The organism is Tardiphaga sp. vice304, assembly GCF_007018905.1.
GTDB lineage: Bacteria > Pseudomonadota > Alphaproteobacteria > Rhizobiales > Xanthobacteraceae > Tardiphaga.
Map to the genome: position 1 here is coordinate 5,342,752 of NZ_CP041402.1, position 18,479 is coordinate 5,361,230.

Annotated in this window: 16 protein-coding genes; 9 read left to right on the forward strand and 7 right to left on the reverse strand. The window is 65.6% G+C overall.

Translation table 11 applies throughout. The features are described 5' to 3' along the window. Window positions 1-76: 76 nt before the first annotated feature. The 4 genes from FNL56_RS25495 (at window position 77) to FNL56_RS25510 (ending at window position 5,680) form a co-directional block, all read left to right on the forward strand. Entirely contained in the window at window positions 77-1,393 is a 1,317-nt protein-coding gene (locus FNL56_RS25495) for a mechanosensitive ion channel family protein (protein ID WP_143575618.1), read from the forward strand. Between the two features lie 254 nt (window positions 1,394-1,647). Then, complete coding sequence (locus FNL56_RS28075; protein WP_210245438.1) at window positions 1,648-3,375, forward strand: hypothetical protein; 1,728 nt, start codon at window positions 1,648-1,650, stop codon at window positions 3,373-3,375. A gap of 111 nt (window positions 3,376-3,486) precedes the next feature. Next, window positions 3,487-3,729, forward strand: coding sequence for a hypothetical protein (locus FNL56_RS25505; protein ID WP_143575619.1), 243 nt, complete (start codon window positions 3,487-3,489; stop codon window positions 3,727-3,729). 46 nt (window positions 3,730-3,775) lie between these two features. After that, entirely contained in the window at window positions 3,776-5,680 is a 1,905-nt protein-coding gene (locus FNL56_RS25510; RefSeq protein ID WP_143575620.1) for a S8 family serine peptidase, read from the forward strand. A gap of 57 nt (window positions 5,681-5,737) precedes the next feature. Here the strand turns inward: FNL56_RS25510 and FNL56_RS25515 are convergent, their stop codons facing one another. Beyond that, the gene (locus FNL56_RS25515) at window positions 5,738-6,436 is read right to left on the reverse strand and encodes a LuxR C-terminal-related transcriptional regulator (RefSeq protein ID WP_168203027.1); all 699 of its coding nucleotides are present in this window, start codon (window positions 6,434-6,436) and stop codon (window positions 5,738-5,740) included. A 327-nt stretch (window positions 6,437-6,763) separates the two neighbouring features. Here FNL56_RS25515 and map point away from each other — a divergent pair, with 327 nt between their 5' ends. After that, window positions 6,764-7,588: a type I methionyl aminopeptidase gene (map, locus tag FNL56_RS25520; protein ID WP_143578401.1), complete on the forward strand. Its 825-nt coding sequence runs from the start codon at window positions 6,764-6,766 to the stop codon at window positions 7,586-7,588. Between the two features lie 79 nt (window positions 7,589-7,667). Continuing rightward, window positions 7,668-8,390: a RadC family protein gene (radC, locus tag FNL56_RS25525; protein ID WP_143575623.1), complete on the forward strand. Its 723-nt coding sequence runs from the start codon at window positions 7,668-7,670 to the stop codon at window positions 8,388-8,390. Window positions 8,391-8,587: 197 nt separating this feature from the next. On the opposite strand, the gene FNL56_RS25530 is transcribed toward radC, so the two are convergent. From FNL56_RS25530 to FNL56_RS25550, 5 genes are all read right to left on the reverse strand, one after another. Next, the gene (locus FNL56_RS25530) at window positions 8,588-9,280 is read right to left on the reverse strand and encodes an AprI/Inh family metalloprotease inhibitor (RefSeq protein WP_143575624.1); all 693 of its coding nucleotides are present in this window, start codon (window positions 9,278-9,280) and stop codon (window positions 8,588-8,590) included. A 1-nt stretch (window position 9,281) separates the two neighbouring features. After that, window positions 9,282-10,265 (reverse strand): 2-hydroxyacid dehydrogenase, encoded by a 984-nt coding sequence (locus FNL56_RS25535; RefSeq protein ID WP_143575625.1) that lies wholly within the window; start codon window positions 10,263-10,265, stop codon window positions 9,282-9,284. Continuing rightward, window positions 10,265-11,026 (reverse strand): ABC transporter permease, encoded by a 762-nt coding sequence (locus tag FNL56_RS25540; protein ID WP_246661042.1) that lies wholly within the window; start codon window positions 11,024-11,026, stop codon window positions 10,265-10,267. Before FNL56_RS25540 ends, FNL56_RS25535 begins: the two co-directional genes overlap by 1 nt. Window positions 11,027-11,088: 62 nt before the next feature. Continuing rightward, window positions 11,089-11,859: an ABC transporter ATP-binding protein gene (locus tag FNL56_RS25545; protein ID WP_143575627.1), complete on the reverse strand. Its 771-nt coding sequence runs from the start codon at window positions 11,857-11,859 to the stop codon at window positions 11,089-11,091. A 3-nt stretch (window positions 11,860-11,862) separates the two neighbouring features. Continuing rightward, window positions 11,863-12,885, reverse strand: coding sequence for an ABC transporter substrate-binding protein (locus FNL56_RS25550; RefSeq protein ID WP_143578402.1), 1,023 nt, complete (start codon window positions 12,883-12,885; stop codon window positions 11,863-11,865). A gap of 136 nt (window positions 12,886-13,021) precedes the next feature. Here FNL56_RS25550 and FNL56_RS25555 point away from each other — a divergent pair, with 136 nt between their 5' ends. From FNL56_RS25555 to FNL56_RS25565, 3 genes are all read left to right on the forward strand, one after another. Then, complete coding sequence (locus tag FNL56_RS25555) at window positions 13,022-13,840, forward strand: creatininase family protein (protein ID WP_143578403.1); 819 nt, start codon at window positions 13,022-13,024, stop codon at window positions 13,838-13,840. A gap of 282 nt (window positions 13,841-14,122) precedes the next feature. Further along, the gene (locus FNL56_RS25560) at window positions 14,123-14,398 is read left to right on the forward strand and encodes a hypothetical protein (protein ID WP_143578404.1); all 276 of its coding nucleotides are present in this window, start codon (window positions 14,123-14,125) and stop codon (window positions 14,396-14,398) included. A gap of 290 nt (window positions 14,399-14,688) precedes the next feature. Further along, a complete protein-coding gene (locus tag FNL56_RS25565; protein WP_143575631.1) occupies window positions 14,689-16,659 on the forward strand; it encodes a carbohydrate porin in 1,971 nt (656 codons plus the stop codon). A 129-nt stretch (window positions 16,660-16,788) separates the two neighbouring features. On the opposite strand, the gene FNL56_RS25570 is transcribed toward FNL56_RS25565, so the two are convergent. Beyond that, the gene (locus FNL56_RS25570) at window positions 16,789-18,417 is read right to left on the reverse strand and encodes an FMN-binding glutamate synthase family protein (RefSeq protein WP_143575632.1); all 1,629 of its coding nucleotides are present in this window, start codon (window positions 18,415-18,417) and stop codon (window positions 16,789-16,791) included. Window positions 18,418-18,479: the final 62 nt, after the last annotated feature.

Here is an 18,479-nt window from a genome sequence, read left to right on the forward strand (position 1 = left end):
CCGCCGATGGCGCCGGCGCGGCGCTTGTGTGAATCTACCGCCCATCGAATCAACCAGCGCGCGGCGGGGCGTCACGATGCTTGAACTCAACGACGGCTACGAAATGCTGCTGGCCGCGGCCCGGTCATGGGGCGCCGAGGTCACCTCGCCGTGGTTCTACCTGCAGTTCGGCGTGATGCTGACCGGCGCGGGCGTCGCCTTTGCCATCGGCGCGGCCATCCGGGCCCGGACCGACCTGACCGCGCTGGCGATGGGCTGGCCCGGCCCGCTGCGGATGCTGACGCGCATCCTGATCAGCAGCGCCTCCACCGCGGCCTTCGCCGTGCTGATGACCATCGCCCGCATCGTCATGTCACACTCGACCTGGCCGAGCCGCAGCTACCTGCTCGCGGTCGCCGCCAAGCTGGCACTGGCTTGGCTGGTGATCCGGCTGGTCACCAGCGTGATCCGCAACGAGTTCATGGTCCGGCTGGTGGCGATCTCGGCCTGGCTGGTCGCCGCATTAAGTATTCTCGGCCAGCTCGGCGCCACCATCGCGCTGCTCGACTCCGTCGGCATCGAACTCGGCGACCTCCGCCTGACGCCGCTGCTGCTGATCAAGCTCGGCGTGCTGCTGGCGGTGGCGCTGTGGCTGTCGAACCTCGCCAGCAACTTCCTCGAAGGCCGCATCAACCAGGCGCACGACCTCACGCCGTCGATCCAGGTGCTGCTGGTCAAGCTGGTGCGGCTGTTGCTGATGGTGTTCGCCATCGCGCTGGTGATGGGCGCGGTCGGCATCAACCTGTCGGCGCTGGCGGTGTTCTCCGGCGCGGTCGGCGTCGGCATCGGCTTCGGCCTGCAGAAGATCGTCGCCAATTTCATCAGCGGCGTCATCCTGCTGGCCGACAAATCGGTGAAGCCCGGCGATCTCGTCACCATCGGCGACAGTTCCGGCCGCATCAGCGCGATGAACACGCGCTACATCTCGGTCGCTGCCGGCGATGGCCGCGAATTCCTGATTCCGAACGAGGACCTCATCACCCAGAAGGTGGTGAACTGGACCTACACCGACAAGGATACGCTGGTGAAGGTCAGTTTCGGTGCCAATTACGACGCCGATCCGCGCCTCGTCTGCAAGCTCGCGATCGAGGTCGCGGCGGCCTCGCCGCGCGCAAGCCTGGCCAAGCCGCCGAATTGCCTGCTGGCCGAATTCACCGAAGCCGGCATGAAGTTCGCGCTGACCTTCTGGATCGACTCGCCGGACGGCATGGACGCAGTCAAGAGCGACGTGATGCTCGGCCTGTGGGACGCCTTCAAGCGCGAAGGCATACGCGTTCCATATCCCGTGCGCGAACTACGAATTCGCGGCGGCGCACTGCCGGTGGAGAATGCCGTGATCGAGATGCCGGGTTAGCGCGGAAAATTTTTCGTCGCGCGACGCTATCCTGAACAAAGAAATTCTTCGGCTTCGCACTCGTTCACTGGCGCAGGCCGCATCACGTCGTAACGGGCGCAATCGTTCATGTGCCTTCGTCTGGATCATATGATCCATTCCCAGCCCTGCTTCCCCGAAATTATCGTCCGGCCTCTCTGCGATCCCTCATCGTCGCGCGGGGATCGCATCAGAGCGTGAGCTTCATCGCGACAGCACCGGAAAAGGAAGCAACCATGAATTCGCAGTTCTACGGATACCAACCCGCCTCGCCGCCGCCAGGAATGCTGGCCGGCCAGCAACTCGCACCGCAGGGTGTCATCGGCGATGCCCTCGGCCAGCTCGGCGGTCCGCTCGGCGGATGGATCGGCGGGCGGTTCGGCAATCAGGGCCTCGGCCAGCAGATCGGCGGAATCGCCGGCCAGCTCGGACGCCTGCTGCCGTTCGAGGCCGGACCGCAGGGCTACGATCCCTATGCGCAGTACCAGCAACAAGCCGCCGCGCAGCTTGCGCCGCAGGGCTTCTTCGGCGATCTGCTCGGACAGGTCGGTGCCCCGCTCGGCGGCGCGATCGGTGGACGGTTCGGCAACCGCGGTCTCGGCCAGCAGATCGGCGGAATCGCCGGACAGCTCGGCCGCCTGCTGCCGTTCGAAGCCGGACCGCAGGGCTACGATCCCTATGCGCAGTACCAGCAACAAGCCGCCGCGCAGCTTGCGCCGCAGGGCTTCTTCGGCGATCTGCTCGGACAGGTCGGTGCCCCGCTCGGCGGCGCGATCGGTGGACGGTTCGGCAACCGCGGTCTCGGCCAGCAGATCGGCGGAATCGCCGGACAGCTCGGCCGCCTGCTGCCGTTCGAAGCCGGACCGCAGGGCTACGATCCCTATGCGCAGTACCAGCAACAAGCCGCCGCGCAGCTTGCGCCGCAGGGCTTCTTCGGCGATCTGCTCGGACAGGTCGGTGCCCCGCTCGGCGGCGCGATCGGCGGACGGTTCGGCAACCGTGGCCTCGGCCAGCAGATCGGCGGCATCGCCGGACAGCTCGGCCGCCTGTTGCCGTTCGAAGCCGGACCGCAGGGCTACGTTCCCTACGCGCAGTATCAGCAGCAGGATGCGAGCGGTCAGCTCGCGCCGCAGGGATTCTTCGGTGACGCCATCGGCCAGCTCGCCGGCCCGGTTGGCGGATGGATCGGCGGACGCCTTGGCAATCGCGGGCTGGGCCAGCAGGTCGGCGGCATCGCCGGACAGCTCGGCCGGCTATTGCCGTTCGAGGCCGGACCGCAGGGCTACGATCCCTACGCGCAATACCAGCAGCAAGATGCGGGCGGCCAGCTCGCGCCGCAGGGATTCTTCGGCGACCTCGCCAGCCAGTTCGGCGGGCAGATCGGCGGCGCGATCGGCGGGCGTCTCGGCAACCGCGGTCTCGGCCAGCAGATCGGCGGCATCGCCGGACAACTCGGCCGGCTGCTGCCGTTTGAAGCCGGACCGCAAGGCTACGACCCCTATGGGCAATATCAGCAGCAAGCCGCTGCGCAACTCGCGCCGCAGGGTTTCATCGGTGACGCCATCGGCCAGATCGCAGGTCCGGTCGGCGGATGGATCGGCGGACGCTTCGGCAACCGCGGCCTTGGCCAGCAGGTCGGCGGCATCGCCGGACAGATCGGCCGGCTGCTGCCGTTCGAGGCCGGACCGCAGGGCTATGACCCCTACGCCCAGGCCCAGCAGCAGGATGCCAATGGGCAACTCGCGCCGCAGGGCTTCTTCGGCGGCCTTGCCGGAAGCGTGCTTGGCGGCCTCGGCGGCGGTGCGATCGGTCGGGCGTTCGGCAACCGCAACCTCGGGCAGAACATCGGCAGGATAGCGGGCGGGGCTCTTGGCACCCTGCTGCCATTCGAAGCCGGCCCGCAGGGTCTCGGCAATGTCCCGATCTATCAGAACTACGGTTACCCCGGCAGCTACATCGGGTGACGCGACAACATCGTCCGCCGCGGCGCTTGCGTGCCGCGGCGGACCTGACACATTGCGAGGCGCCTGCGGCGGAATCGCCGCGGGCGCTTCCCTCCAGCAAGGACGAACATCATGGCCAATGGGTCAGGCGACTTCGACCAATTCCTGATCGCGCCGCGCGGCAACGCGGCCGACCTTTCCGCCTTCGAAGAGCATCTCAAAAAAATTCCCGGCGCGCAAATTCTCGAGCGCGGCGGACGCGCGGACCAGCCGCGGCTGGTCGTCAATCTGCCGACGCAGTCGTTCGACGAACTGCGCTCCCGCTTCAACGACACGCTGATCATCGAGCCCAACGCCAGGCTGACGCCGTTCTGACCGCGCGGCCGGCGCTCATCCAGTACCAATGTGAGAGGAACACGCAATGGCTGAGCCGACCAACAATGATTCCCCGCATGGCCAGACCCAGGGGTCTGGCAATGGCTCCACGAACGGCACGAATGGTAGTTCATCCGGCAATGGCGGCGCGCCGCCACGCACAACGGTCGATGCCACCGTCGCGGTGCGGCCGGCGCGCTATCTGGTCGCCTCGCGGCCGATCCCCGGCGTCCAGCCGATGGCGACCGAGGTCATTCTCTCGACGCTGAACAGCATGCCGGACGTCCGCATCGTCAAGCGCGTGCAGCCGCGCGGCTTCGGCGCGTTCTCGGCCGGTGCCGGCACCACCGGCGAGATCATCGTCGCGGAGATGGATCCGGCGCGCGGCCTGGCGCTCAGCGCTTCCGCGCCGCCGAATGTCATCATCGAGCGCGACGCGCTGCTGCAGCACGCCGACGATGCGGGATTTACGGCCTTCAACAATGCCTTCGCCTTCGCGCCGGGCGTCGGCATCGATATCCGGATCCGCGTGGTCGGCCTCGGCGGTCGTCCGCTGCCGAAGGCCACCGTCTATGTGTACGGGCAGGGCTTCCCGGCGCAGGGCCAAACCGACGACAGGGGCGAGGTTTCCGTCACTCTGTTCGGCGGCCCGATCGAAACGGTGCAGGCGATCTATGTGAAGCCGTTCGCCGATCACTGGGATCGCATGATTCAACGACCGGGGCTGTCCAGCGGCGTCAACACGCTGCAGCTCCGCCCGCTGAGCGACACCTTCCCGAACTTCCCCAATACCGGGATGGTCGGCTGGGGACAGCGGCAGATGAAGCTCGACCAGATCGCCGGCTCGCTCGCCGGGCAAGGCGTCAAGATCGGCATCATCGACTCCGGCTGCGACAACAGCCATCCGCAGCTCACCCACATCACGCGCGGCGTCGACCTCACCAACAACCGTGATGCCACGAGCTGGACCAACGATACGATGTCGCACGGCACCCATTGTGCCGGCATCATCGCGGCCGCATCGAACGCCGTGGCCGGAATTCGCGGCTTTGCGCCGCAGGCCGAAGTCCATGCGCTGAAAGTATTTCCCGGCGGCCGCTTCAGCGACCTGATCGATGCGCTGGACCAGGCGATCGATCGCCGGCTCGATATCGTCAATATGAGTCTCGGCAGCAGCGCGGGCTCCGAGCTGGTCGCCAACAAGCTGGTGGAGGCGCGGCGCAGCGGCGTCGCCTGCATCGTCGCCGCCGGCAATGCCAGCGGCCCGGTGCAGTTCCCCGGCATGCTGCCGTCGGTCTTCACGGTCGCGGCGATGGGGATGCTCGGCCAGTTTCCGCCGGACAGCTACCATGCGCAGAACGTGGTGCCCAACATGGTGGCCGGACAGATGTTCTCGCCGAAGTTCACCTGCTTTGGTCCGCAGATAGCGATCGCCGGGCCCGGCGTCGCGATCGTCTCGACCGTGCCGGGCGGCGGCTACGCGGCCTGGGACGGCACGTCGATGGCGACACCGCACGTCACGGGCCTCGGCGCGCTGCTGCTCGCCCACCACCCCCTGCTCCGCGACGCCAGCCAGGCGCGCAGCGAGCAGCGGGTCGCGCAGCTCTTCGCCATCCTCGCCAATGGCGGCGTCCGCTTCCTCGGCGATCCGACGCGCGAAGGCGCCGGGCTGCCGGATCTGCAGACCTCCGGCCTGGCCGGCGTCGCGCAGGCTTCCGCACAGCCCGCCGCCGCTGCGCCCGGTGCGTTCGCGGTTCCCGCCCAGAACGTCCCGTTGGCCGAGGCGGCCGGCCAATTCGCTCCGGCGGCATTCCCGGGCAATGTGTACGCGCCCTTCGGCGGGCAACAGGGACAATTCTCGCCGTTTGCAGCCGCGCCGATGCCGTCGCCGGGCATCCACCCGGCACTGCTGCAGCGGCTGGCCCAGTTGCGGGCAGCAGGATTGCTGTGATGAACGTCCGGCCGATCCGCGCGAAGCGGATCGGCCGGCTTGGTCGGGCCGCATGCCTTACAGCGAGGCGAGCCGTCCGCGTATCCGGTGCGCGGCCTGATGGCGCCGCCGCACCTGCAATTTTTCCAGGATATTGTGCACGTGGTTCTTGACCGTGCCGACCTCGATGCCGAGGTGGCGCGCGATCTCCTTGTTGGAGAGGCCGAGTTCGATCATCTGCGCGATCTCGCTTTCGCGCGGCGTCAGATCGATTAGAACGCCTTCGCCATTGAGGTTGGTATCCCCCGAAGGCGGCACGATCGAGACCGAGCGCGCGATGGCGTCGCGGCAACTCGCGAGCCGTTCGATCAGTGCGATGACATCGTCGATCGATCCGTCACGCGGCACGCAGCCCGCAATCCCCTGCAGCGCGGTGGAGATCACGTTGCCGGCCACCTCGGGCACCGCAAGTGCCACAATGCCAAGCCCGGGCCGCAGCTTCGTCAGGGTATGAACCAGATCGAGATGCTGCCAGTCGCAGACATCGAGCAGCAGCATCTCGGGCTCGAGCCGTTCGACATCCGGCATCGCGCCGCGATGTTCGGCCGCCCCGACGATATTGATGCGGGCATTCTGGGCGAGCCGTAGCGCAAGCGCATCGCGGTAAAGCCGGACGTCGCTGATAATCAGGGTCCGGACCGGCGTACACAGCCTCGGCGCGCCGTCGATGCGAATGGCGGCCTTCGAGGACGATGCAGCCTGAGATCGGCGCGCCATCTGGCTCTCCTGACGGTGTGATGCATTGGGGCGTGAGAGCGCAATTGAAAAAAAGGACCGGACGACAACCTGGAAGTGTATTGTGCTAGTCAATCTTGACCAGAACATGAAACAGTAAGGTCTGAATGTCGCATGCGCCCTATTTGATATGGCAGGATGCCACACCTGTACGTGCTGCGCGGCATGGCTGGATGCCTCCCGCTCAAGCAAGCCTGCCTGAATGGAGCATCAGGACACCGCCGCCATGACTTGCGCTACGCGCTCAAGCCATTAAGTTGAATATTCAAATCAGACATCACCGTCCCTGACCCGCCTGGCAAGAATCAGATGAGTTACGTCGAAGCCACCGAAGCCGCCCAGCGAAAGACCGGGCAGATCAAGCTGCACGGACCCGGCGCCTTTGCCGGCATGCGGAAGGCCGGCGCGCTGACCTCGCTGTGTCTCGACGAGCTCACCGATCTGGTGAAGCCGGGCGTGCTGACCTCGACCATCGACGATTTCGTCCGCGAGTTCGGCTTCCGCCATGGCGCATTTCCGGCGACGCTGATGTATCGCGGTTACCGCTACGCGAGCTGCATCTCAATCAATCATGTGGTCTGCCACGGCATGCCGGGCGACCGCGCGCTGAAGGAAGGCGATATCGTCAATATCGATGTCACGCTGATCGTCGATGGCTGGTACGGCGATTCGAGCCGGATGTATGCCGTGGGTCCGATCGCCCGCAAGGCCGAGCGGCTGATCGACGTCACCTATGAATCGCTGATGCGCGGCATCGCCGTGGTCAAGCCCGGCAACACCACCGGCGACATCGGCCACGCCATCCAGAGCTTCGTCGAACCGCAGCAGATGAGCGTGGTGCGCGATTTCTGCGGCCACGGCGTCGGCCGCTTGTTCCACGACGAACCGAACATCATCCATGTCGGGCGCCCCGGCGAGGGCGTGCCGCTCAAGCCCGGCATGATCTTCACCATCGAGCCGATGATCAATCTCGGCAAGCCGCATGTGAAGGTGCTGTCGGACGGCTGGACCGCCGTGACCCGCGACCGCTCGCTGTCGGCGCAGTTCGAGCACACCGTCGGCGTCACCGCCACCGGCGTCGAGATCTTCACGCTGTCGAAGCGGCATAACGAACAGCCGCCGACCGCGGCCTGATCGCCGCCGGCAATTCGGAGTTGCAAAAGCTGCCGGGCACGGCATGCTGACGGGCAGTTCCACCTGCCCTGTTGTGTCCATGCCCGCAGATGCCAAGCAGCCCATCGATCCCCTCCCCGGCCTTGAAGAGGCCCCGCATTATCACGGCCATCGCGAGCGGCTGCGCGAGCGCTTTCGCAGCGCCGGCGCCGACGCGCTGAGCGACTATGAACTGCTGGAGATGGTGCTATTCCGCGCGCTGCCGCGGCGCGACGTCAAGCCGCTGGCCAAGGCGCTGATCGGCAAGTTCGGCTCGTTCGCCGAAACGGTCAACGCGCCCGAAGCGCGGCTGCGTGAGGTCGGCGGCCTCGGCGAGGCCGCGATCACCGAGATCCGGCTGATCGCCGCGGCGGCCTCCCGCATCAGCAAAGGCCAGTTGAAGAGCCGCACCGTATTGTCGTCCTGGGCCACCGTGATCGACTATTGTCGTACCGCGATGGCCTTCGCCGACAAGGAGCAGTTTCGCATCCTGTTTCTCGACAAGCGCAACCAGTTGATTTCGGATGAGGTGCAGCAGGTCGGCACCGTCGATCACACGCCGGTCTATCCGCGCGAAGTCGTCAAGCGCGCGCTGGAGCTGTCCGCCACCGCGATCATCATGGTGCACAATCACCCCTCCGGCGATCCAACGCCGTCGCAGGCCGACATCCAGATGACCCGCTCGGTGATCGACGTCGCCAGGCCGCTCGGGATTTCGGTGCACGACCACATCATCGTCGGCAAGAACGGTCATGCGAGTTTGAAGGGGCTGAAGCTGATCTAGGAAGGCGCGGACGCAGTCGTTCGCTCAGCACTCTCCGGTCGTCCCCGCGAACGCGGGGACCCATAACCTCCGACGCTATAGTTGAAAAAGGCTATTGCTAGCGAGCAAAGCAACACGACAGCGTGTATGGGTCCCCGCGTTCGCGCGGGACGACATGCGAAGGCAGCGTGCAACACGAACACCGAGTTATTCCAACTTCAATTATTCCTGACCAGGATCAGCGGATCGGCGCTGTCCGGCATCCGTCGCCACTGCGCGTTGTCGTCGGCCTCAAAACTCCAGGTCTCGCCGGAAGCCGACATCAGTATCAGCGCGCCGCGCTCCAGCCGCCACTGCACCGGATTGAAGCCCGCCACCAGAGGATCGCAGCGCGGCTTCAGGAACACCGCAAAATTGTCCGATGTCGTTTCGGTGTTGGTCAGCGTCAGCCCGCAGATGTTGCGGCCATTGCCGCGCATCATCGACCAGTCGCCGATCATCTGGTCCATCGATTTCGCCAGCGAGCGTGCCGCTGCCAGATTTTGCAGGATGTAGACGCCCTCGCCGCTGCGCAGGCCCTCGTAGATTCCGCTCTCGACTTCGGTAAAGTCGATCACCGACTGCCCGGTGCCGTCCTGCAGCCGGACGATATCGAGACCGCGGATCGACCACGTCGCGATGTCTTTCGTAAAAGGCAGCGCCTTCGGGCACGTCGGCTCGAGTTCGAGCTTCAGTCCCTGCGGCGAGCCGTCGGCCTTCAGCGTCACGACGCAGGTCTTGCTGCGCTCGGTGGTGGACAGCTCCCACTGCCCGACCATGGTTTTCTTCAAGGCTGCCGAATCCTGCGCCGACGCCGGCAGCGCACCCACGATCGCCAGCACGGTCCCCAGTGCCTGCAGCAGCAGGCGCATCTCAGCGGCCCCTCACCGGGGTTTCCGGGATCGGCGTCATCGGCGCCTTGCCGTTGAACCAGACTTTCAGATTATCGACGACGAGCTGGTCCATCGCATTGCGCGTCACCACCGAGGCCGAGCCGATATGCGGCAGCAGCACGACATTCGACATGGCGCGCAGTTCGTCCGGCACCTTCGGCTCCTGCGCGAACACGTCGAGGCCGGCGGCGAGAATGGTGCCGGACTTCAGCGCCGCAATCAGCGCCGGCTCGTCGATCACCGAGCCGCGCGCGACGTTGATGATGATGCCGCGCGGTCCGAGCGCGTTCATCACGTCGGCATTGATCATGTTGGCGGTGGAGGCTCCCCCCGGCGTGATCACGATCAGCGTGTCGACCGCCTTCGCCATCTCGATCAGGTTCGGGTAATGCTGCTGCGTGACGCCGGCGGCCGGGTTGCGCGAGTGATACACCACCGGAACAAGCGAGGCCTCGAGCCGTCGCGCTATCGCCTGGCCGATCCGGCCCATGCCGACCATGCCGACCTTGCGGTCGCGCAGCGAGCCGACGCTCAGCGGATAGGGCTGCGTCGCCCACAGGCCGGAGCGGACATATTTATCCGCCTTGATGAATTCGCGCGCGGTGGCGATGAACAGGCCGAGCGCGGTGTCGGCGACTTCCTCGGTCAGCACGTCCGGCGTGTTGGTGACGATGATGTTGCGCTCGGCCGCGTATTTGGCGTCGATATGATCGTAGCCGACGCCGAACGAGGACACGATTTCGAGCTTCGGAAAGCGCGACAGCACCGGCGCGTTGGTCGGCACCAGGCCGGTCACTGCGATGCCGCGAATGCGCCCGGCGGCCTCAGCGGAGAGTCGCTCGAGATCGGCCAGCGTCTCGAACTTATGCAATTCGTACTGATCGGTGAAGCCGCGCTCGATCAGCGGCTTGCTCGGCCCGTAGATCAGAAGGTCGATCTTGTCCGATGAAGTTGCCGAGGCCATCAATTGTCCTTTCGCAGTGCACTATCATGCCAGCGCCGCAACACCCCATGGGACAGCAGCGCGAGTACCATATAGATGACAACCCCGGCGGCCGAGAGCAACAGCAAGGCGGCGAACATCCGGGGAATGTTGAGCCGGTAGCTGCTCTCGGAGATGCGATAGGCGATCCCGGAGCCGGCGCCGGCCGAGCCCGCGGCGATTTCCGCCGCCACCGCGCCGATCAGCGACAGCCCGCCGGCAATACGCAGCCCGCCGAGGATTTCCGGCAGCGCCGCCGGCAGCTTGAGATAGAGCAGCATCTGCCGTCGCGTGGCGCCGTAGAGCTGAAACAGGCCCGCCAGATTCCGGTCCACGGAATTCAGCCCGAGCGTGGTATTGGCGAGCACCGGGAAGAACGCCACGATCCAGGCGCACACAACCACGGCGGTCTGCTGCGGCAGATAGATCAGCATCAATGGCGCGATCGCGATCACCGGCGTCACCTGCAGGATCACCGCATAGGGCAGCAGCGAATATTCCAGCCACCGCGAGCGGTTGAACAGCAGCGCCAGCGCGATGCCGCCGATAGCTGCGGCGACGAAGCCTTCCAGCGCCGTGAGCAGCGTGACGCCGAGCGATTCCGACAGCACCGTCCAGTCGGAGATCATCGTCTGCAGGATCAGCAACGGGCCCGGCAGCAGATAGGGCGGGATTTCGCCAAGCCGGACAATGGCCTCCCATGCGGACAGCCCGACGGCGAACACGATCAGCGGCAGCAGCATGCGCAGCCAGCGTCCGTGGCTGCGCGGTTCGCGGGTGGCGGCGGGGATCTCTTCCAGCCCGTTCATGCGCTCGCCTGCATCAGCGCCTGCGAGACGTCGCGGCAATGTTCGGCATAGGCGACCGAGGTGCGGAACGCGTCGCTGCGCGGCTCGGTCGAATCGATCCGGCAGTCTGCGCTGATGCGGCCGGGCCGCGGCGTCATCACCACCACGCGCTGCGAGAGATACACCGATTCGAACACCGAATGGGTGACGAACACGACGGTCTTGCGCAAGCGACGCCACAGCTCGAGCAGATCATTATTGAGCTTGAAGCGGGTGATCTCGTCGAGCGCGGCGAACGGCTCGTCCATCAAGAGAATATCTGGATCGGTGACCAGCGCCCGCGCCAGCGACACCCGCATCTTCATGCCGCCGGACAGTTCGCGCGGGTAGGAGCTGGCGAAGTCCGCAAGCCCGACCTGCGCCAGCGCTTCCATGACGCGCGCGTCCGACTCACGATTTGCGACATGCGCCAGCTTCAGCGGCAGCCGCACATTGTCGCGCACGTTGCACCACGGCATCAAGGTCGGCTCCTGAAACACGAAGCCGATCGTATGGCCGGAGCGCGTGGCGACATCGACCACGCCACTGCTGGCCTGGGTAAGCCCGGCGATGATGCGGAGCGCCGTCGACTTCCCGCAGCCCGACGCGCCAAGCAGCGAGACGAATTCGCCGTGCCGCACCGTGAGGTCGAGCGGGCCTAGGGCCACCGTGCCGTTGTCATAGACCTTGGTGACGCCGCGCAGCGCGATCGCGGCGTCGCTCGTGGCCGGCATCGCGGATACCGCCATGCGCTACTTCTTCGGCCGGAGATCGACGCCGACGCCCTTGTTGACGAATTGCAGCGTATAGGCGCGACGGAAATCGATATCCGGCTTGACCACGCCGGCGCTCGACATCTTGCCGAAGAACGAGGCAACACGCGCCTCGGTCATCGCGCCGATGCCGTCCTTCAGCGTGTCGCCGGAATCGACGATGCCGTATTCCTTCATCTTGGCGGTGGAATAGGCCAGCAACTCGTCGGTCATTTCCGGGTTGAGCTTCTTGATCACCTCGTTGGCGGCCTTGTTGTCGCCGTAGAGGTAGTTGTACCAGCCGATCATCGAGGCATCGACGAAGCGCTGCACGAGGTCAGGCTTCTTGTCGACCGTGTCGCGGCGCGCCTCGATCAGCGTCGAATAGCCGTCGAAGCCGTAATCGGCGAGCAGCATCACGATCGGCTTGAAGCCGGCCTGCTTCTCGACCACGAACGGCTCCGAGGTCACGTAGCCCTGCATCGCGCTGTTCTTGTCGACGATGAACGGCTGCGCATTGTAGGTGTAGGGCTTCACCTTGCTTTCGCTGAAGCCGTATTCCTTCTTCATCCACTGGAAGTAGCCGGCGACGCCCTCCTTGGAGATCAGGATGGTCATCGGCTTGAGGTCTTGGAGCGTCTTCACCTTGGGATTGGGATGCGCCAGAAACACCTGCGGGTCCTTCTGGAACACCGCGGCGACCGCGACCACCGGCACATTGTTGGCCACCGCGTCGAAGCCCTGCAGCGTGTTGGCGCTCATGAAGAAATCGAGCTTGCCGGAGATCAGCAGGATGCGGTTGTTCACATTCGGCCCGCCCGGCACGATGGTGACGTCGAGGCCGTATTTCTTGTAGGTTCCGTCGGCGACGGCCTGGAAGAATCCGCCATGCTCGGCCTCGGCGACCCAGTTGGTGCCGAAACTGACCTTGTCCAGCGTAGCTTGCGCACGGGCCGGCGCCAGCACCGACGCGGTCATGGCAACGCCCAGGATTAACGATCGCAACAGGCAAAGCGGGCTCATATTGGACTCCGTGGCGCGTTTTGGCCCATGATGCACGAGCGAAAGGGTGGTACAGGCGTTCGGTCTGACACGCTACCCGTCGCCGGGGGTTGCTGCAAAATACCCCGCAAATCCAGACAAAGAAACGTGCCTTGCGATGACTTCTGCGCTGCCTCCCCGTGACTGGACCGCCATTCACTGGCCCGACATCGCCCGCGGCGAACCCGCCGACTGGATCGCCGTGCTGCCGCTGGCGGCGACCGAGCAGCACGGCCCGCATCTGCCCATCGGCACCGACATCCTGATCGCCGAAGCCTATCTGGCAGAGGTCCGCAGGCAGCTGGCCGACGAGGTGCCCGCCACCTTCCTGCCGCTGCAACCGGTCGGCCTCTCGACCGAGCATCTTTCCTTCCCCGGCACGCTGACGCTGCCGACCGACGTCGCGCTGCAGAACTGGATGGCGATCGGCGAAAGCGTGTCGCGCGCCGGCATCGAGAAACTGGTGATGGTCACCAGCCATGGCGGCAACTCGGCGGCGATGACGCTGGTGGCGCAGGATCTGCGCGCCGAATACGGCATGCTGGTCGTCGCGACCTCGTGGGCCCGGTTTGGTGCGCCGGACGGGCTGTTCACGGCCGATGAATTGAAACATGGCATTCATGGCGGCGCGGTCGAGACCTCTATCATGCAGGCGCGCTATCCGCAGCTGGTGCGCGAGAAGGAGATCGCGAACTTCGCGTCGTCGGCGATCGCCATGGAGCAAGACTACCGCTGGCTGTCGGCCTCGCGCCCGGCGCCGTTCGCCTGGCAGGCCGAAGACCTCAACCGCTCCGGCGCGATTGGCAACGCCACGCAGGCATCAGCCGAAAAGGGCGAGGCGCTGCTCGCGCACGGCGCGAAGGCGTTCTGCGAGTTGCTGGAAGACGTCGCGCGATTCGACGTGGCCGCGCTCAGCCATGGACCGAAGAGCGGCTAGTCGCCACACTCTCCGCCGTCACCCTGAGGTGCCGTCGCTGTTGCGACGGCCTCGAAGGATGGCCGCTAGCGCCGGCATCCGTGGCCGCATCCTTCGAGGCTCGTCCTTCGGACGAGCACCTCAGGATAACGGCCGTGAGTTTGGCTCCGCGCAACGCTTCTCGCAAACCCATGAAACCCTTCGGAAACCAAATAGCCGACCTCTCACTCGAACCCCGTCCGTGAAGCCTGCGACTACTGGGCATGCGGGCCACACCGGCCGCACCAACGGATGGAGTTTCCCATGTCGATCAAGACCAGGATTGCTGCTTTCGCTCTCGTCGCGCTGACCGCCGCCGGCACCATCGCTTCCTCGACCCAGCAGGCCGAGGCCAAGGGCCCGGGCTACGGCTACGGCATCGCCGCCGGCCTCGCCGGCGCCGCCATCGTCGGCAGCGCGATCGCCGCCAGTGACGGCTACGGCTACGGCTACGGCTATGGCTATCGCCGTTGTGGCCTGGTTCGCCAGTACGATGCCTGGGGCCACTACGTCGGCCGCACCCGGGTCTGCAACTACTGAGCTTCCCGTCCGACCGAAGTGGATCCGCGTCCGGCACGGGCGCCTCATCCACCCCGTGTCGTACCACCCTCCCCGTGTCGCATCGACCCGCCCGGCTGTCCCCCGGGCGGGTCGTCCGTTATTTAGATGTCATCATCTCCTGCCACATCACGCTGCCGTTTGCTGCTGATCGAGCCGAAAATTGCTCGCCTTACCGTCGAATCGATGGTTCTTGGATTAAATTGCGATTGGCTAGCCGTTAGCGAATTGCCGGGAATGACGAGCGATATGAATTTTTTGAGACCGCTGCCATGAAGCGCGTGCTGGCCGGCCTGGCCCTGGGCGCGCTGCTGGACGGCTCCGCCGTCGCGGCCGATCTGCGCGTGAAGGCGCCGCGCACGACGCCGGCCTATGACTGGAGCGGGTTCTATCTTGGTGGCCATTTCGGCACGGGCGGCGGCAGCTTCGGCCCCGGCACCAACACGCTGCCCGCGCAGGGCGTGATCTTTCCGCCGACGGTGACCGGGCTGATCGGCGGCTACCAGGCGGGCGTCAACTGGCAGTTGGACAACCGCGTGGTGCTCGGCGCTGAACTCGATGCCACCTTCACCAGCCCGCTCGATATCGCACGACAGACGACGGCACCATTCGACACCACCTTCGATTATTTCGCCACGGCGCGCGGTCGCGTCGGCTACGCCTTTGGCAGCTTCCTGCCCTATGTCACCGGCGGCCTTGCCTGGGGACGCACCCGGCTCGACGTCAACGATGCCGATGGCAGCGCCATCGCTAGCGCCACGCGGACCAGCCTCGGCTGGACCGCCGGCGCCGGCGTCGAAGTCGCCGTGGGCGGCCCGTGGACCGCCAAGGTGGAATATTCCTATCTCGATCTGGCGCGGCAACGCTACGGCCTCGCCGACAACGGCCTGCCGGACGTCACCGTGCAGCCCGGCATCCATACGCTGAAAGCGGGCCTCAATTACCGGTTGGGCGATGTGCCGTGGCTGCCGGCCTCGCCGGTTGCGCGGGCGGCGCTGCCGGAATCCGCCAACTGGAACATCCACGGCCAGACCACCTTCATCGCCTCGGCCTATCCGTCGATCCGCTCGCCCTATGCCAGCGCCTACAGCCTGCCGGGCGGGGGCCAGGGCCGCGAGACCTTCACCACCACGGCTTTCCTCGGCTTCCGGCTGTGGCAGGGCGGCGAGTTCTATCTCAATCCCGAGCTTGCCCAAGGCTTCGGCTTCAACGGCACGCTCGGCATCGCCGGCTTCCCGAATGGCGAGGCGCAGAAGGCCGGCGGCACCTTCCCGAAGATCCGTCCGCAGCGTTATTACTTCCGCCAGACATTCGGCCTCGGCGGCGAGCAGGAGGACGTGCCCGACGCCGCCAACCAGCTCGCCGGCCGGCGCGACGTCGATCGCATCACGCTTACGGTCGGGCGCTTTGCGGTCGGCGATTTCTTCGACGGCAACGCCTATGCGAAAGATCCGCGCGCCGATTTCATGAACTGGGCGATGTGGTCGTCGGCGGCGTTCGACATGCCGGCCGACCTGCCGGGCTTCACCCGCGGCGCGGTCGTCGAGCTGAACCGCAAGGACTGGGCGGTGCGCGCCGCCGTGCTGCAGGTGCCGTCGGCGCCGAACAGCGACATTCTCACCTTCAATTCGGGCGGCGTGGTCGCCGAATTCGAGGAGCGTCACCAGATCTTCAACCAGCCCGGCAAACTGCGCCTCGGCGCCTTCGCCAATCGCGGCAACACCGGCAGCTACCGCGGCGCGCTGGCGATCGCGGCGGCCGATCCGGCGCTCGATATCACCGACGTCATCGCCAGTATCCGCGGCGTCAATCTGAAATACGGTTTCTACGTCAACGCCGAACAGCAGATCGCCACCGATTTCGGCATGTTCGGCCGCTATAGCTGGAACGACGGCCAGAACGAGATCCTGTCCTTCACCGACATCGACCGCAGCCTGTCGGCCGGCCTCTCGCTCAAGGGTAGTTACTGGGGTCGCGTCAGCGACACGATCGGCCTCGGAGGCGCCATCAACGGCCTCTCGGGCGCGCATCGCGATTTCCTTGCCGCCGGCGGCCGTGGCCTGCTGATCGGCGACGGCAGGCTGAACTACGGCACCGAACGGATTCTCGAGACGTATTATGCCTATGCGATCAACCGGAGCTTTACGTTGACCGCGGATTACCAGTTGATCGCCAACCCCGCCTATAACCGCGACCGCGGCCCGGTGTCGGTGTTTTCCGGGCGATTGCACGGGGAGTTTTAAAAACTCGTCGTTCCGGGGCGCGGGCGGCGTCAGCCGCACGCGAACACGGAACCTCGAACTGTTTTGCGCTGAACATGTCGGGATTCCGGGCTCGCTCGCGCTGGCGCGCTCGCGACCCGGAATGACAGCTTAGCCGACCGCCGCCGCAAACGAATCCGCTCGTGCCATCCCCCACGCCTCGCGAAACCGCGCGTCGCTGGTACCGTCGAGCAGTTCGCGCGGGCGCAGCGGGGGATACAGCCGCGTGAACGACATCACGTCGGTGCCGGAAGCGCGGTGCGAGAAATGCACCGGCTGGATGTCCTGCGGGTGCTCCAGCCCCGCCGCCGCAATCAGTTCGGCCAGCGCGTGCAGGGTCGCCTGATGATAGTTCGCGACGCGATCGGTCTTCAGCGGCACCACCAAAGCGCGGCTGCGCACCGGGTCCTGCGTGGTGACGCCGGTCGGACAACGATCGGTGTGGCAGCTCAGCGACTGGATACAGCCCAGCGAGAACATGAAGCCGCGCGCCGAATTGCACCAGTCGGCGCCGAGCGCCATGGCGCGGGCGATATCGAACGCGGTCGCGATCTTGCCGGACGCGCCGATCTTGATGCGGTCGCGCGCGCCGATGCCGACCAAAGCGTTGTGCACGAAGTTGACGCCCTCGCGCATCGGCATGCCGAGATGGTCCATGAACTCCAGCGGTGCCGCGCCGGTGCCGCCTTCCTTGCCGTCGACCACGATGAAATCCGGATAGATTCCGGTCTGCAGCATCGCCTTGCAGATCGCGAGAAACTCCCAGGGATGGCCGATGCAAAGCTTGAAACCGGCCGGCTTGCCGCCGGACAGTCGTCGCATCTCGCCGATGAATTCCATCATCTGGATCGGTGTCGAGAACGCCTTGTGATAGGACGGCGAGACGCAGTCCTCGCCCATCGACACACCGCGAATCCGCGAAATCTCTTCCGATACTTTCGCCGCCGGCAGCACGCCGCCGTGGCCGGGCTTGGCGCCCTGGCTGATCTTCAGCTCGACCATCTTGACCTGCGGGTCGGCGGCGCGCGCTGCGAACTGCTGCGGGTTGAAGGTGCCGTCCTGGTTGCGGCAGCCGAAATAGCCGGAGCCGATTTCCCAGATCAGGTCGCCGCCCATTTCCTGGTGATACGGGCTGAGGCCGCCCTCGCCGGTGTCATGGGCGAAGTTGCCCTTTTTCGCGCCGGCATTGAGCGCCCGCACCGCGTTCGGGCTGAGCGCGCCGAAGCTCATCGCCGAGATGTTGAACACCGAGGCCGAATAGGGCCTGGCGCAATCCGGCCCGCCGATAGTAACGCGAAAATGTTCTTCGGCGTGCGGCTTCGGCGCCATCGAATGGTGCATCCATTCGTAGCCCTCTTCATAGACGTCGCGCTGGGTGCCGAACGGGCGCTTGTCGAGCACCATCTTGGCGCGCTGATAGACCAGCGCGCGCGTATCGCGGCTGAACGGCATGCCGTCCTTTTCGCTCTCGAAGAAATACTGCCGCATCTCCGGCCGGATCTCTTCCAGCAGGAAGCGCAGATGCGCCGAGATCGGATAGTTGCGCAGCACCGCATGGTCTTTTTGCAAGAGATCGTGCAGCCCGAGCACGCTCAGCCCGCCGAACACCAGGACAGGTATCACCACTACGTTGATGAGGCGATGATCCGTTACTGCAATACCGAGCAGCAGCAGGGTCGCGACACAGCAAATGGTCAGCACGATGAAGCGCGGCGTGAAGGGCAGCAAAAACGTTTCCATGAATCCCCGCTTTTTAATGGCTTCAACGAGCTTTACACCATTTCAGGTGACACGGGGATCAC

What these genes read in the sequence shown, in the direction of transcription:
- FNL56_RS25550 (WP_143578402.1), bottom strand. Translation starts at nt 12,885, where the DNA reads ATGAGCCCGCTTTGCCTGTTGCGATCGTTAATCCTGGGCGTTGCCATG.
- map (WP_143578401.1), top strand. Translation starts at nt 6,764, where the DNA reads ATGAGTTACGTCGAAGCCACCGAAGCCGCCCAGCGAAAGACCGGGCAG.
- FNL56_RS25565 (WP_143575631.1), top strand. Translation starts at nt 14,689, where the DNA reads ATGAAGCGCGTGCTGGCCGGCCTGGCCCTGGGCGCGCTGCTGGACGGC.
- FNL56_RS25530 (WP_143575624.1), bottom strand. Translation starts at nt 9,280, where the DNA reads ATGCGCCTGCTGCTGCAGGCACTGGGGACCGTGCTGGCGATCGTGGGT.
- FNL56_RS25505 (WP_143575619.1), top strand. Translation starts at nt 3,487, where the DNA reads ATGGCCAATGGGTCAGGCGACTTCGACCAATTCCTGATCGCGCCGCGC.
- FNL56_RS25495 (WP_143575618.1), top strand. Translation starts at nt 77, where the DNA reads ATGCTTGAACTCAACGACGGCTACGAAATGCTGCTGGCCGCGGCCCGG.
- radC (WP_143575623.1), top strand. Translation starts at nt 7,668, where the DNA reads ATGCCCGCAGATGCCAAGCAGCCCATCGATCCCCTCCCCGGCCTTGAA.
- FNL56_RS25560 (WP_143578404.1), top strand. Translation starts at nt 14,123, where the DNA reads ATGTCGATCAAGACCAGGATTGCTGCTTTCGCTCTCGTCGCGCTGACC.
- FNL56_RS28075 (WP_210245438.1), top strand. Translation starts at nt 1,648, where the DNA reads ATGAATTCGCAGTTCTACGGATACCAACCCGCCTCGCCGCCGCCAGGA.
- FNL56_RS25555 (WP_143578403.1), top strand. Translation starts at nt 13,022, where the DNA reads ATGACTTCTGCGCTGCCTCCCCGTGACTGGACCGCCATTCACTGGCCC.
- FNL56_RS25540 (WP_246661042.1), bottom strand. Translation starts at nt 11,026, where the DNA reads ATGCTGCTGCCGCTGATCGTGTTCGCCGTCGGGCTGTCCGCATGGGAG.
- FNL56_RS25515 (WP_168203027.1), bottom strand. Translation starts at nt 6,436, where the DNA reads ATGGCGCGCCGATCTCAGGCTGCATCGTCCTCGAAGGCCGCCATTCGC.
- FNL56_RS25545 (WP_143575627.1), bottom strand. Translation starts at nt 11,859, where the DNA reads ATGGCGGTATCCGCGATGCCGGCCACGAGCGACGCCGCGATCGCGCTG.
- FNL56_RS25570 (WP_143575632.1), bottom strand. Translation starts at nt 18,417, where the DNA reads ATGGAAACGTTTTTGCTGCCCTTCACGCCGCGCTTCATCGTGCTGACC.
- FNL56_RS25510 (WP_143575620.1), top strand. Translation starts at nt 3,776, where the DNA reads ATGGCTGAGCCGACCAACAATGATTCCCCGCATGGCCAGACCCAGGGG.
- FNL56_RS25535 (WP_143575625.1), bottom strand. Translation starts at nt 10,265, where the DNA reads ATGGCCTCGGCAACTTCATCGGACAAGATCGACCTTCTGATCTACGGG.